This is a genomic window from Alcanivorax sediminis (assembly GCF_009601165.1).
Taxonomy (GTDB): domain Bacteria; phylum Pseudomonadota; class Gammaproteobacteria; order Pseudomonadales; family Alcanivoracaceae; genus Alcanivorax; species Alcanivorax sediminis.
In genome coordinates this window covers 2,988,451-3,002,134 of record NZ_WIRE01000001.1, presented here as the reverse complement: position 1 = coordinate 3,002,134, position 13,684 = coordinate 2,988,451, and the positions used below count along the sequence as shown (strand labels likewise).

The following is a 13,684-nucleotide window of genomic DNA, read 5'->3' as shown; positions in this document are numbered from 1 at the left end:
ATCCACCCTTTAATTTCATATTCGGAGCAGCAGCACTATGGGGCGCGCCTTTCAGAACCGCAAAGAATCCATGGCCAAGACCTCGGACATGAAAGCCAAGGTGTATAGCCGCTACGGCCGTGAGATTTATGTCTGTGCCAAGTCCGGGGGGACGGACCCATCAGCCAATCTGGCACTGCGCAGCATGATTGAGCGCGCCAAGAAGGATCAGGTACCTTCCCATGTGATTGAGAAAGCACTGGACAAGGCCAGCGGCGCGGGTGGGGAAGATTTCGCCCCGGCCCGCTACGAGGGCTACGGTCCTGGCGGCTCCATGGCCATCATCGAGTGCCTGACCGACAACCCCAATCGGACCTTCGGCGATGTGCGGGTGGCCTTCACCAAGACCAAGTGCAAGATTGGCACTCAGGGTACCGTCGCTCACATGTTCGACCATGCCGCCATTTTCCGTTTCGCCGGCGATGATGAAGACGCCGTGCTGGAAGCGCTGATGGAAGCGGATGTGGATGTGACAGATGTGGAATGTGAAGACGGCATGATCACTGTGTTCACGCCCAACACCGAGTTCGCCAAGGCGCGCCAAGCATTGACGGAAGCGTTTGACGGCATTGATTTCGAAGTGGAAGAGATTCAGTTCATTCCACACGCCTACACGACGGTGGAAGGCGATGATCGTGAGTTGTTCGATAAATTCCTTGCCATGCTGAACGACCTGGATGACGTGCAGAACGTCTATCACAACGTGGAACTGGACTAGCATTGAAACTACCGGGCGGCTTTATTCCGTCACCAATACGGGAAAGTCGGGGGGCTGAGCCAGGATGGCCATTGAGTATCGGGTAAATGCCCCGGTGACTGCTGATCAGTTCATCGAGTTATTGAACGCGTCTACCCTGGGGGAGCGGCGTCCGGTGGACGATCGCGCCTGCATGGCGGGAATGATCAGCAACTCCAACCTGACAGTGTCGGCCTGGGAGGGGGATACCCTGGTGGGTATTTCCCGCTGTGTAACCGATTTCCACTATGCCTGTTATCTCTCTGATCTGGCGGTGCACAAGGGCTACCAGAAAATGGGGATTGGCAAAAAGCTGCAGGCGTTAACGCAGCAGCAGCTGGGCCCCCGGTGCAAGCTGATCCTGATTGCCGCGCCAGGTGCGGCGGACTACTACAGCCCCCTGGGTTATTCCCATAGTGAACGCTGCTGGGTACTGGAACCGGGTGCCTTCCTAGGGAACGCTGGCTGAAAGATCGGCGAGTATGGCTGCCAGGAATCGGGCAGCTTGCCCACCATTCAATGCCCGATGGTCAAAGGTGAGGCTTACCGGTAACTGCACGTCCTCGAACACTTCTCCATTTTTTATTCCCGGTTGGATGAAACGTTTACCCGCTCCCACAATGGCCACCTGAGGCGGTACGACCACGGGGGTCGCGAAGCGGCCACCCAAAGTGCCGAAATTGCTCAGGGTGAGAGTGGCTCCCTGCAGCTCCTTGGCGGGGATCTTGCGTTTTTCCACGTCCCTACGGAGCCGATTGAGCCCATCGCGCAGATCGGCTGGCTCCCGGTTGGTCACATCACGGAGTACCGGTACAAAAAGCCCATCCGGCGTATCCACGGCAATGCCGAGGTCCACTTTTTCCACCACCCGCATACTGAGTCGTTCACCATCGAACCAGGCGTTCACGGCAGGCTCTGCCCTGCAGCCGGCGACAATTGCGCGGATCAGGCGCAGGGTGATGTCGGTGTTGGTGGTCCAGTGGCTGACGCTGACTTGATCGAACAGGCTCACCGGTACTACCTGCTGGCCGGCGCTGGCCATGGCCTTTGCCATGCTGCGGGCGACACCTTTCAGCGGTGTACTGTCCCCATGGCTTTGTTTCAAACTGGCCTGTTGCTGAACATCTTCAATGGTAATGATGCCTGCCGGTCCACTGCCTCGCAGCTGTTCCAGATTGACGCCGAGATGCCTGGCAAGAGAACGAATGGCGGGTGTGGTGCCGGTCGCTGTTGAACCTGCGACGGCGCCGACGACAAAGTGGTCTGGGTTATTGGTATCTTCCTTGCTTTGCAGGTTCCCGACGACGGTCTGACTGCCAGTGCCTTCTTCACCTTCGAAAGCCAGCAGCGGTTCGCCGGTGTGGATCAGGTCTCCGTTGTGAACAAATAGTGTGGCGACCTTGCCGTCACGCGGGGCGGGGATATCGACGATAGCCTTGGCGGTTTCCACGCTTAGCAACAGTTCATCCACCTTCACGGTGTCGCCTTCCTTGACGTGCCACTCCACCACTTCCGCTTCCTGCAAACCTTCGCCCAGATCGGGCAGAGTGAAATAAGGCATTTTATCGCTCCTTCCTCGCTCGCTGGCATTCTTCAGCCAACTGGCCACAGGCAAACGCTGGGTTCCGAGTTACGAGAATCTAGTCTCGAAAGGCAAAAGAAATGTGATTTTCGAAACTCGCTTCTCGTAACTCGTCACTGCTCCTTCAATACTCCATCACCCGCTTCGCCGCCGCCACGATCCGTTCCACGCTCGGCATATATTGCTGCTCCAGATTGAAATAGGGCATCGGGCTGTCGTAGCCGGTGACCCTTTCGATGGGCGCGCGCAGATGCATGAGCGCGTGACTGGCCAGTGTGGCGGCGATCTCCGCGCCGAAACCACCGGTAAAGGGGGCTTCATGAACGATGACCACCCGACCGGTCTTGCTGGTGGTTGCGATCAGCGTGTCCCGATCCAGCGGATTCAGGGTGGCTACATCGATGACATCTGCCTTGATGCCCTCGCTTGCCAGTTGATCCGCCGCACTTAGCGTTTCGTGAATCATGGCCCCCCAGCTGATCAGGCTCACGTCTTCACCTGCACGCAACGTGAAGCAACGATCCAACGGTAGCGGCTCTTCGCTGATATCCACAGGTAGCCTTTGCAGGCGGTAGAGCCGTTTGGGTTCCAGGAACAGCACAGGGTCCGGGCAGGCGATGGCGGCCCTGAGCAACCCGTAGGCTCTTGCAGGCGAGGAGGGCACCACCACACGCAGGCCGGGGATGTGGGCAAACAGGGCCTCAGTGCTTTCACTATGATGTTCCGGGGCATGGATGCCACCGCCAAACGGGGCGCGGATAACGAGTGGGCAATGCAGACGCCCTCGGGTTCGGTTGCGCAAGCGGGCGGCATGGCTGATCAGCTGTTCAAGGGCAGCGTAGATGAAGCCCATAAACTGTATCTCTGCCACGGGTTTCAGGCCCTGGCTGGCCATGCCCACACTCATGCCAGCGATAAGGTTTTCTGCCAGCGGAGTATCCATGACCCGACGCAAGCCAAAGTGATCCTTGAGGCCTTCAGTAGCGCGAAAGACGCCGCCGTTGGTGGCGATGTCCTCGCCTAACAGAACCACGGTTTCATCCTCTTGCATGGCCTGGAACAGCGCCCGATTGATAGCTTCAACCAGATTCAGGGGAACGGCATTTTGCGGTGCTTGTTGTGCGCTATGCATGATGGCCTCCTGATTGTGCTGACAGCGCAGCGCGCTGTTTCTGCAGACTCTCTGGTAGTTGGTCGTACAGGTAGTCGAGCATGTCAGTGGCAGGCTGTGGTGGCTGGTTGAGGTAAGTCTGTACGGCCTTGTCTACATCCTGCTGGCATTGTTGCTGCCATTGCTTTTCCCGGTCCGCATTCCAGTGCCCCAGATCCACCAGTACCTTGCGCAGCCGGGCCACGGGTTCCCGTTGCCAGGCGTGGTGTAGATCGCTGGCCTTGCGATAACGGCTGGCGTCATCCGCTGTGGTGTGGTCGCTCAGCCGGTAGCTGACGGCTTCCACCAGCGTGGCACCCTTGCCATGACGGGCTTTGGCAAGCGCGTAGTCCAGCACTTCCAGCATGGCGGGAAGATCGTTGCCATCCACCCGTATGCCCTCAATCCCGGCCGCTTCGGCTTTGTGGGCGATGGATTTACTGGCTGTCTGAAGCTGGCCGGGCACCGAAATGGCCCACTGGTTGTTGTTGACCATCAGTACCATCGGCAGCTGCCATACGCCGGCTACATTGAGGCTTTCGTAGAAGTCTCCACGGGAGGTGGCGCCATCGCCGCAGGTGGCGAGGACGGCGGCGGATTCGTGGCAGAGCTTGGCTTTGGTAGCAATACCCGCAGCGTGGGTGAGCTGGCTGGCAATGGGCACACAATTGGGCATGTCGCGTTCCGCAGGCGTGCCTGTAGGGAAGGCGTTGCCACGCTCGTCACCGCCCCAGTACTGCAGGATCTGGTGCAGGGGGACGCCACGCAGGTGCTGGGTAGCGTGATCCCGGTAGTAGGGCACGAAATAGTCACTGGCCTGCAAGGCTAGCCCGGCCGCAACGGTGATGGCTTCTGCCCCCAGGCAGGAAGCGTAGGTCCCCAGCTGTCCGGTGCGTTGCAGGTTCACCGCTTTCTTGTCGAAACAGCGGATCAGTACCATCGCCTGGTAGGCGTCCGTCAGACGGGACCAGTCGCTGTTGTTGTCCAGTGAAGCCAGGCGCTCGTGAAGCGCGTAGGGGCTGGCAGAGGGCTGAGTAATAAACATGGCATCCTCCTCAGGCCGCTCGTTCCTGGGCATCATGCAGTCGCTGCTCGGCGATCCTGTCTGCCATGATCGCAGGAGACACCCGCAGACGTTCAGCATCATTGAGCAGATGCCTGAGGGTTCGTCCGATGGCTTTCACCTTGCGCCGCACCAGCTCGTTGCCGAGCTTTTGGTGATGCAGGGTGAGGGCAATCAGGCCGCCGGCATTGTTCACGTAATCCGGCGTATAGAGGATCTGTCGCTCCTGCAGGAAACGGGCATCGTCCAGGCTGGCCAACTGGTTATTGGCGGCTCCGACGATCATGCGTGTATCCAGCCGCGCGATGGTGTCGGCATTGAGAATGCCGCCCAGGGCGCAGGGCATGAAGACATCACAGGGCACTTCGTAAATCTTGTCCGGGGCAACGAATTCGGCCTTGAGGCGTGCAGCGAGTTTTTGTCCGTGCTCAGCATCCAGATCAGTCACCGTCAACCGGGCACCAGCCCAGGAAAGCATCATCGCCAGCCGCCTGCCTACATGCCCCAGCCCCTGAATGGCCACATGAAGCCCCGCGAGATCCTGTCGGTAGAGTTGACGTTCGCAGGACACTTTCAGAGCGGTATAGACACCCAGTGCAGTAAAGGGGGAGGGATCCATTCCATCACCGGAATACCCCCACACATGGTCGGTTCGGGTAGCCACCTGATCCAGGTCAGCCATTTCTGTCCCTGCATCCATGGCGGTGATATAGCGCCCGCCAAGGGATTCCACCGCTCGGCCAAAGGATTGAAACAGGGCTGCCCGATCGTAGGGTTTGGTGGGTTCGATGATAACCGCCTTGCCGCCACCCAGTGGCAGGCCTGCCATGGCTGCCTTGAAGCTCATGCCGCGGGCAAGGCGACAGACATCCACCTCGGCGGCGTTTTCATCAGGGTAGGGGAGGAAGCGACAGCCCCCGAGAGCGGGGCCCAAACGGGTGGAATGCAAAGCAATCAGGGCACGAAGACCGGTTACCGGATCCCGGAACTGATGGAGTTCGGCAACGTCGGTCTGTTCGAGGGTAACGAACATGACAACGCTCCTTTCCCTTGGGACAGGGTAAGCCCGTCAGGGAAGTGGGTTAAGCCCAGGTAGGGGCACACTTTTACCTTAACGCTGCCTTTCAGCGGATGCCTGTATCGAGTTTGTTTTTCTGACAAGCGGCAGGTTTCCCGGCGGGAATAACACTTCGGGGTTTGCGCCCTGCAAAGATTGCGGGTTTGGATATGCAGAGGAATGAATAAGGCTGGCAGGGGCTGCCAGCCCTGGCGGCTATTATTGGGCAACCCGGACCAGCATGCCGAACATGGGGTGGTCGAAGTAGTAAACATCGCTACCGGTCAGGCGACGGCCCTGACTGATGTCGACGTAGAAACGCTCGCCGTTGCTTTCCGTATTTAGCCAAAGGCGGGGCGAAACATGAACGAAGCGGGATTCGCTGAACTGAAGGGTGCCCTCCAGTTCCGGGACCGCGCCGTCATCAGTGACGATGCTGCGACCGCCACTGAGATACACCGGCGTGGTGTCAGATTTGTTACCGATGGGCTGGCGCCAGCCAGCATGGTAAAGCTCGCGGTAGTCACCGGTGCTGGCCATGCGCTCCATCATAAACTGCAGCGAAGTTTCTTCTTCGGATAAGGGTTGCCAGGCGCCTCGCGCGACAGCATTGGCACTGACATAGTCACTCTGCTCAGGTGCACCGATGGTGACCGACTGGCTGGCATAACGGGGCTGCAGGCCGGTATCCCAGATCTCATCGGAGACAGGGTAGTTACGGGCAAAAACCAGCACCTCCACTTTGTACCAACCAGCGGCCAAGGCGGAATTGGCCATTGTGGCCAGAATCATCAGCAGTACTGCGCGACGCATGAAAAACTCCTTTTACCGCCTGACGATCAGGCGTTGATAGCGATGCAGACTATACCACTCTGGCCGGGCAATTCACCGGGGAAACCGGCCGGGAGGGGGAAATTGTGACGGTGTTGAGCTTCAAGCTGCAAGCTGCAAGGCGCGGTTTGGGGTTAGCTGGCGTTGACCGGCCGTGCCCGCGACCGGGCATGCTGCGCGGGGAGGGCCTTTCAGTCTAACGGCCCACCGGGATTCGCGTTGCAGCTTGTAGCTTGCAGCTCGCTCCTCAGTCCTTCTTGATACTCTGCGCCGACAAACGCTTGAGCAGCTCGCCCACCACCCCGATCCGTTCTTCCGCTGTCTCACTGCCTTCCACAAAGCGCAACATATTGGCCCCTTCCAGTTTGAAACGGTTAGGACCTGACTGGACCAGTTTGACGATGGTGAGCGGGTCCACGGGGGTGCGTTCACCAAACTCCAGCTTACCGCCGGTGGCGTGGGCATCCAGGCGGATGATGCCGAGCCGGTCGGCTTGCTGGCGTAGTTCGGTGACGGCAAACAGATTTTTCACCGGTTCCGGCAGCAGACCAAAGCGATCAATCATTTCCACCTGCAACTCTTTCAGGCCGTCTCGGGTCTTGCAGCCGGCGATGCGCTTGTAAAGGGTCAGACGGCCAAACACATCAGGCAGATAGTCCTCCGGAATCAGGGCGGGAATGCGCAGGTTCAGTTCCGGTCCGCCGCTGAGTGGTTTTTCCACATCCGGCTGCTCGCCCCGTTTCAGTGCCTCCACGGCCTGTTCCAGCATCTCCATGTAGAGGCTGAAACCGATCGTCTCGATATTGCCGTGCTGCTCTTCGCCCAGCAGTTCGCCGGCGCCACGGATCTCCAGATCCTGGCTGGCCAGCATGAAGCCGGCGCCCAGATCGGTGGCCTGCTCGATGGCTTCCAGGCGCTTGAGGGCATCCTTGGTCATCACCTTGGGGCTGGGGGTAATGAGATAAGCGTAGGCCTGGTGATGGCTGCGGCCGACACGGCCGCGCAGCTGATGCAGCTGGGCCAGACCCAGCTTGTCGGCCCGGTCGATGACGATGGTGTTGGCGCTGGGCACGTCGATGCCGGTTTCCACGATGGTGGTACACACGAGAACATTGAAGCGGCGGTGGTAGAAGTCGCTCATCACCGCTTCCAGTTCCCGTTCGCGCATTTGCCCGTGGGCAATGCCAACGCGGGCATCAGGCACCAGCTTGCGGATGTTCTCCGCCGTTTTTTCCATGGTGTCGATGTCGTTGTGCAGGTAGTACACCTGACCGCCGCGGAGCAGTTCCCGAAGCAACGCCTCCTTGATGGCGGTGTCGTTGTGCTGCTGCACGAAGGTTTTCACCGACAGGCGTTTCTGCGGCGGGGTGGCGATAATGGAAATATCGCGCATGCCGCTCATGGCCATGTTGAGTGTTCGCGGAATCGGGGTGGCGGTGAGCGTGAGGATGTCACACTCGGCACGCATCTGCTTGAGACGCTCTTTGTGGCGTACTCCAAAGCGGTGTTCCTCATCCACGATGATCAGGCCCAGATTGTCAAAGGCCACGGTTTCCTGAAGCAGCTGGTGGGTGCCCACCAGAATATCCACCTTGCCCTCCTGAAGTCGCTGCAGTACCTGGGTCTTTTCCTTGGCGCTCCTGAAGCGCGACAGCACTTCAATATTCACCGGCCAGTCGGCAAACCGGTCGGTAAAGGACTCGTAGTGCTGCTGGGCGAGGAGGGTGGTAGGCACCAGCACGGCGACCTGAGTCTGGTTTTCAACGGCAACAAAGGCCGCGCGCATGGCCACCTCAGTCTTGCCGAAGCCCACATCGCCACACACCAGACGATCCATGGGCTGGCTGGACTGCATGTCTGCGATCACGGCTGCGATGGCGGCCTGTTGATCCGGGGTTTCCTCGAACGGGAAGCCGGCACTGAAGCGATCGTAGTCGTTCATGTCCACATCGAACTGGCGACCTTCGCGGGCCTCGCGGCGGGCATAGGTATTGAGCAATTCGGCAGCCACATCGTGGATCTTTTCAGCCGCTTTCTGTCGTGCCTTGCTCCACTGCTCGGTACCGAGTTTGTTCAGCGGAGCCGTGTCGCCGCCACCATAGCGGCTAATCAGATGTAGTGATGACACTGGCACATAAAGCTTGTCGCCACCGGCATATTCGAGCAGCAGGAATTCATGTTGCTGGCGGTCCACTTCCATGTGGGTCAGGCCCAGGTAGCGGCCAACCCCATGTTCAAGGTGTACCACCGGGGACCCGACGGTGAGTTCGCCCAAGGAACGAAATGCCTGTTCGGCAGCCCCGTCATCGCTACTGGATTTGCGTCGGCGCCGCTGCAATACCCGTTCGCCATAAAGGTCATTTTCGGTAACGACGAGAAGGTGATGCTGCGGCGCGTAGAAACCGGCGTCCAGTTCGCCGCGGGTCAGGCTCCAGCGGGCAGGATCGGCGATAAAGTCCGGCCAGTTGTCTTTCATTACCGGCTGGATCTGGATCTTTTGCATCAGCTCCAGCAACGCTTCACGGCGGCCGGCGGTTTCAGCACAGATCAGAATGCGGGTTTCCGGGTGCGCATCGGAAAAGGTGTGCAGCAAGGCCAGCGGGTTGCTGGCGCGGACATCAGCAGTGAGCGCCGGCATGGGCGCGACATCGAACTGGACGGCGGCGTCACTGTCGTTCTGACGTGCACGCGGGTGTTGCTTGAGGGCGGCGCCCAGTTCTTCCGGTCGCAGATAAAGCTGCCAGGGGGCGAGAATGGGCCGGTGAATATCATGGCGACGGGATTCATAACGTTGCTCCACATCGTCCCAGAAGTGCTCGATAGCAGGCTGACAACCTGCCAGCTCCACCAGTCGCACGTCGTCGGGCAAATAGTCGAACAGGGTGGCCATGTGCTCGAAAAACAGTGGCAGGTAATACTCAAGCCCCGGGGCGGCGAGCCCATCCGTTACATCCTGGTAGAGGGGCACATGGCGGGTATCCACGTCGAACGTGTCGCGGAAATTACTGCGAAAGCGGGCTATGCCCTCGGCACTGAGCGGGAATTCAGCCGCAGGCAGCAGGGTGATGTGGTCGACTTTGCCGGTGGACCGCTGGTTCTCCGCTTCGAATAAGCGCAGGGACTCGATCTCGTCATCGAACAACTCGATCCGGAACGGTTGCGGCGCGCCCATGGGGTAGATATCCATGATGGCGCCACGCACGGCAAACTCACCGTGCTCGTAGACATTGTCCCGTTGCCGGTATCCGCAGGCCACCAGTCGGGCACGGGTAGCTTCCATATCAAAGATGTCACCGACCTTGAGCAGGAAACTGTTGCCGGTGACATGCAGCGGTGGGGCCAGGCGTTGCATCAGCGTATTAACAGGTACCACCAGGATCCCTTTGTGGGTGGTGGGCAGCTGATGCAGAACCCGAATCCGGTCACTGACGATATCCTGATGGGGACTGAAATGGTCGTACGGCAGGGTTTCCCAATCCGGGAACAGCATGACCGTGGCGTTAGCAACACTGTCAGGGCTACTGGCCAGATAGAAACTCAGGGAGTCGGCAATCTGCTGGGCGCGCCCGGTATTAGGGGCGAGCACCACGAACAGGTGCTCCTCGCTGCGTGCCAGCTCAGCCAGTACCGCGGCCATGCTACCTGTATCCAGGCCGGCCCAGTCCTTGAAATGTTCGCGTCCACTGGGGAAGAGATTGCTGTCAGGGAGTAACTTCATTCCGTCCCGGTTCCTGCTGTTTGCTGGAGGCATTGGTTGGAGGGTAAGGCGGCGTATTGTAGCGGTGTGGGCGTCAAGGGGCCATGGAGGCGAATCCTGAGTTGCGAGAAGCGAGTTACGAGTTGCGAAAGGCATAGAGGCGTGTGCGCCTGGGGTTTGGCTTTTCGCAACTCGCTGCTCGCAACTCGTCACTTCCTTTTTTTCACTTCGTCCCGGCATGACTGAACAAAGCGTTCCCGGAGGCGTTACCATGGTGGTCTGATTTCAAGATTTGCGCTGAGGATCGATTATGAAAGCACCGGTTCAGGAGCTGTTGCACTTGTTTGACCTGGAACAGCTGGAAGACAACCTGTTCCGCGGGCAGACCCAGGCCAATGGTCAACGCAGTGTATTTGGCGGGCTGGTGGCTGGTCAGGCATTGCTCGCGGCGTCGCGCACCGTCCCGGAGGAGAGGCCGGTACATTCTCTGCACGCCTACTTTCTGCGCCCTGGAGACTTCAATGTGCCCATCGTCTACGACGTGGAGCGCATCCGTGACGGCAAGAGCTTTACCACCCGCCGGGTGAAGGCCATCCAGCATGGTCGGCCGATTTTTTCTCTGGCTGCCTCCTACCAGGTAATCGAAGAGGGGGCTTCCCATCAGGCTTCCATGCCCGAGGTGCCGGCCCCGGAAACGCTGGATACCGATCAGGCTATTCGTATGAAGTTGGTGGAACGTTTGCCTGAGCAATATCGCAACGATTTTCTCACCGAGCGACCCGTGGAATTCCGCCCGGTGACACCGCTGGATCCAATTTCCTCAGAGCCCAAGGCGCCAGTAAGGGAAGTCTGGTTCAAGGTCATTGATCGCGTGGATGCCAGTCCGGTACTGCATCGGGCCTTATTGGCCTACTGTTCTGATTTTGGCCTGATGGGGACCGCCATGCTCCCCCATGGCATGAACTTCTGGCAGGCCAATACCCAGTGCGCCAGCATTGATCACGCCATGTGGTTCCATAATGATTTCCGCATCGATGAATGGCTGTTGTATCGCAGTGACAGCCCCTTTGCCGGTGGTGCCAGGGGAATGAACTTCGGCTCCATTTATCGTCAGGATGGTACTTTGGTGGCGTCGGTGGCCCAGGAGGGACTGATTCGCCAGCACCGCTCTGACAGCCCGGCCTGATGAAGCGGCTGCCTGCGCTACTGGAGGAAGTGAGTGCCTGCCGGTTGTGTGAGGCGCATCTGCCTCTGGGCCCCAGGCCAGTCGTTCGGGCGGGTGAGGGTGCCCGCCTGTTGATCGTGGGGCAGGCGCCTGGCACCCGGGTACACGAAACCGGTATTCCGTGGAATGACCCCTCTGGTGACCGGCTTCGAGACTGGCTGCAGTTGGACCGAGGCGCCTTCTATGACGAGAACCGCATTGCCATTATTCCCATGGGCTTCTGTTATCCGGGCAGGGGGAAGGGCGGTGACCTGCCGCCACGCCCTGAATGCGCCCCGCACTGGCATGAGCGGCTGCTGGCGGAGCTGCCGAATCTGGGGCTGACCCTGCTGGTGGGCCAATACGCCCAGCGCTATTACCTGCCTGAGCCAGGAAAGACCCTCACCGATAACGTGCGGGAATACTGTCAGGCACTTGAGCATGGCTTTTTCCCCTTGCCACACCCCAGCCCGCGCAATCGCCTGTGGTTGCGCCAGCGTCCCTGGTTTGAAGAGCAGGTGCTGCCGGCGCTGCGGGAGCAGGTGGGGAGGGTACTGTCTGGATAGGTGGCACTGAGAAGCAAGTTTCAAGTTGCAAGTTTCAACGCGGATAAAGGCCGTTGCAGCCCGCAATGGGCATTTTTTCGCGCATTGTCGCTTGCGCGCGGGCAGGGTCTGGACGCTGGTTTTGCCTCAGACCGCGCCTTGCTTCTTGAAACTTGTAACTTGCAACTCCCAACTGGCCCTTCCCGGGTGGATAAACGCGCCGTTTGGCGGTATTATCCGCGCCCCAAACTCCACCGCTGGTGACCAGTGAAGCCGGGCCCTGCAGAGCCATTCAACGGTTTCCGTCGCCTGAACCCATACTGAGAGGGGCATCTCCGTGAGCAAACTGGAAGACCATTTCGGCCGCTGGAAAAACCGCGAAGAAATTGCAGAGGGCATGATTCCGGTCATCGGCCGCCTGCAGCGCGAAAAGAACGTGACCACCACCGTTTACAGCCGCGCCCTGGTCAACAAGTCTGTTATCCAGATCCTGAAAGCACACCGTTTCGTCAAACAGGTCGAAGATACCGAGCTGTCCGTGGTGGACACTTTCCCGATCATGCAGGAAGTGGCCAAGCTGGACCTGGGTCCTTGCCGTGTTGATGTGGGCAAGCTGGCGGTGGAGTACAAGAAAGACAACCGTGGCCTGTCGATTGAAGACTACGTTCGTGCCGAGCTGGCCGAAGCCGTCAGCAACAAAGCTGCCATGCCTGAGCCAACGGATGTCGTCCTGTACGGTTTCGGCCGTATTGGCCGTATTCTGGCTCGTCTGCTGATCGAGAAAGTCGGTTCCGGCAACGGCCTGCGCCTGAAAGCCATCGTGGTACGTGAGTCTGGCAAGGGTGACCTTCAGAAGCGCGCCAGCCTGCTGCGTCGTGATTCCGTTCACGGCCCGTTCGCCGGTACGATCGCCGTTGATGAAGAAGAAAATGCGATTATCGCCAACGGTAACTTCATCAAGGTGATTTACTCCAACGACCCGAACACCATCGATTACACCCAGTACGGCATCCATAATGCTGTGGTGATCGATAACACCGGTAAGTGGCGCGATGTGGAAGGTCTGTCCCAGCACCTCAACCGCCCGGGTGTGTCCCGTGTGATGCTGACGGCGCCTGGCAAGGGTGATATGAAAAACATTGTTCACGGTGTGAACAATAATATCATCGAAGACAGCGACAAGATCATTTCAGCTGCCAGCTGTACCACCAATGCCATCGTGCCCCCGCTCAAGGCGCTGGAAGACAAGTTCGGTATCGAATTCGGTCACGTTGAGACCGTTCACTCCTACACCAACGACCAGAACCTGCTGGATAACTTCCACAAGGGGCCGCGTCGTGGTCGTGCTGCGCCGCTGAACATGGTGCTGACCGAAACTGGTGCAGCCACTGCGGCTGCCAAGGCGCTGCCGTCTCTGGCGGGTAAGCTGACCGGTAACTCCATCCGCGTTCCTACCCCGAACGTGTCCATGGCGATCCTGAACCTGACTCTGGAGAAGGAAACCACCCTGGAAGAGCTGAACGAGTACCTGCGCTGGGTGAGTCTGCACTCTCCGCTGCAGCGTCAGGTGGACTTCGTGAGCAGCCCGGATGCCGTTTCCACCGATTTTGTCGGCTCCCGTCACGCTTCCGTCATCGATGCAGAGGCTACCATAGTCAACGGGCGTCATTGCGTGCTGTACGTGTGGTACGACAACGAGTTCGGCTACAGCTGTCAGGTGCTTCGTATCCTTCAGCAGATCTCCGGGGTGGAATTCCCGCAGTATCCGAAGGATTGATCC

General features: G+C 59.1%; 11 protein-coding genes. 5 read left to right on the top strand and 6 right to left on the bottom strand.

Features of this window, described 5'->3' with window-relative positions:
- The first annotated feature begins 37 nt into the window (after nt 1–37).
- Nucleotides 38–757, top strand: coding sequence for a YebC/PmpR family DNA-binding transcriptional regulator (locus GFN93_RS13715; RefSeq protein WP_153501592.1), 720 nt, complete (start codon nt 38–40; stop codon nt 755–757).
- Nucleotides 758–821: 64 nt separating this feature from the next.
- Nucleotides 822–1,244: a GNAT family N-acetyltransferase gene (locus tag GFN93_RS13710; RefSeq protein WP_153501591.1), complete on the top strand. Its 423-nt coding sequence runs from the start codon at nt 822–824 to the stop codon at nt 1,242–1,244.
- Here the strand turns inward: GFN93_RS13710 and GFN93_RS13705 are convergent.
- From GFN93_RS13705 to mfd, 6 genes are all read right to left on the bottom strand, one after another.
- Nucleotides 1,227–2,336, bottom strand: a complete 1,110-nt coding sequence (locus tag GFN93_RS13705; RefSeq protein WP_153501590.1) for a dihydrolipoamide acetyltransferase family protein — start codon at nt 2,334–2,336, stop codon at nt 1,227–1,229. The two genes, GFN93_RS13710 and GFN93_RS13705, sit on opposite strands and share 18 nt — an antisense overlap.
- 145 nt (nt 2,337–2,481) lie before the next feature.
- Nucleotides 2,482–3,489 carry an alpha-ketoacid dehydrogenase subunit beta gene (locus GFN93_RS13700; RefSeq protein WP_153501589.1) on the bottom strand — a complete coding sequence of 336 codons (1,008 nt, stop codon included), beginning with the start codon at nt 3,487–3,489 and terminating at the stop codon, nt 2,482–2,484.
- Nucleotides 3,482–4,552, bottom strand: a complete 1,071-nt coding sequence (gene pdhA / locus GFN93_RS13695; protein ID WP_153501588.1) for a pyruvate dehydrogenase (acetyl-transferring) E1 component subunit alpha — start codon at nt 4,550–4,552, stop codon at nt 3,482–3,484. Before pdhA ends, GFN93_RS13700 begins: the two co-directional genes overlap by 8 nt.
- Nucleotides 4,553–4,562: 10 nt before the next feature.
- Entirely contained in the window at nt 4,563–5,603 is a 1,041-nt protein-coding gene (locus tag GFN93_RS13690) for a Leu/Phe/Val dehydrogenase (protein ID WP_153501587.1), read from the bottom strand.
- A gap of 243 nt (nt 5,604–5,846) precedes the next feature.
- Complete coding sequence (locus tag GFN93_RS13685) at nt 5,847–6,440, bottom strand: CsiV family protein (RefSeq protein WP_153501586.1); 594 nt, start codon at nt 6,438–6,440, stop codon at nt 5,847–5,849.
- A gap of 265 nt (nt 6,441–6,705) precedes the next feature.
- Nucleotides 6,706–10,176: a transcription-repair coupling factor gene (mfd, locus tag GFN93_RS13680; protein WP_153501585.1), complete on the bottom strand. Its 3,471-nt coding sequence runs from the start codon at nt 10,174–10,176 to the stop codon at nt 6,706–6,708.
- A gap of 289 nt (nt 10,177–10,465) precedes the next feature.
- On the opposite strand from mfd, the gene tesB reads away from it, so the two are divergent.
- The 3 genes from tesB to GFN93_RS13665 all read left to right on the top strand — a co-directional run bounded on the left by tesB (nt 10,466) and on the right by GFN93_RS13665 (nt 13,681).
- Nucleotides 10,466–11,341: an acyl-CoA thioesterase II gene (gene tesB, locus GFN93_RS13675; RefSeq protein WP_153501584.1), complete on the top strand. Its 876-nt coding sequence runs from the start codon at nt 10,466–10,468 to the stop codon at nt 11,339–11,341.
- Complete coding sequence (locus tag GFN93_RS13670) at nt 11,341–11,925, top strand: uracil-DNA glycosylase family protein (protein ID WP_194285805.1); 585 nt, start codon at nt 11,341–11,343, stop codon at nt 11,923–11,925. Before tesB ends, GFN93_RS13670 begins: the two co-directional genes overlap by 1 nt.
- Before the next feature lie 316 nt (nt 11,926–12,241).
- Complete coding sequence (locus GFN93_RS13665) at nt 12,242–13,681, top strand: glyceraldehyde-3-phosphate dehydrogenase (protein ID WP_328594666.1); 1,440 nt, start codon at nt 12,242–12,244, stop codon at nt 13,679–13,681.
- The last annotated feature ends 3 nt before the right edge of the window (nt 13,682–13,684 follow it).

Coding starts and splice junctions, on each gene's coding strand:
- mfd (WP_153501585.1), bottom strand. CDS start 10,176: ATGAAGTTACTCCCTGACAGCAATCTCTTCCCCAGTGGACGCGAACAT.
- GFN93_RS13705 (WP_153501590.1), bottom strand. CDS start 2,336: ATGCCTTATTTCACTCTGCCCGATCTGGGCGAAGGTTTGCAGGAAGCG.
- tesB (WP_153501584.1), top strand. CDS start 10,466: ATGAAAGCACCGGTTCAGGAGCTGTTGCACTTGTTTGACCTGGAACAG.
- GFN93_RS13710 (WP_153501591.1), top strand. CDS start 822: ATGGCCATTGAGTATCGGGTAAATGCCCCGGTGACTGCTGATCAGTTC.
- GFN93_RS13700 (WP_153501589.1), bottom strand. CDS start 3,489: ATGCATAGCGCACAACAAGCACCGCAAAATGCCGTTCCCCTGAATCTG.
- GFN93_RS13670 (WP_194285805.1), top strand. CDS start 11,341: ATGAAGCGGCTGCCTGCGCTACTGGAGGAAGTGAGTGCCTGCCGGTTG.
- pdhA (WP_153501588.1), bottom strand. CDS start 4,552: ATGTTTATTACTCAGCCCTCTGCCAGCCCCTACGCGCTTCACGAGCGC.
- GFN93_RS13715 (WP_153501592.1), top strand. CDS start 38: ATGGGGCGCGCCTTTCAGAACCGCAAAGAATCCATGGCCAAGACCTCG.
- GFN93_RS13690 (WP_153501587.1), bottom strand. CDS start 5,603: ATGTTCGTTACCCTCGAACAGACCGACGTTGCCGAACTCCATCAGTTC.
- GFN93_RS13685 (WP_153501586.1), bottom strand. CDS start 6,440: ATGCGTCGCGCAGTACTGCTGATGATTCTGGCCACAATGGCCAATTCC.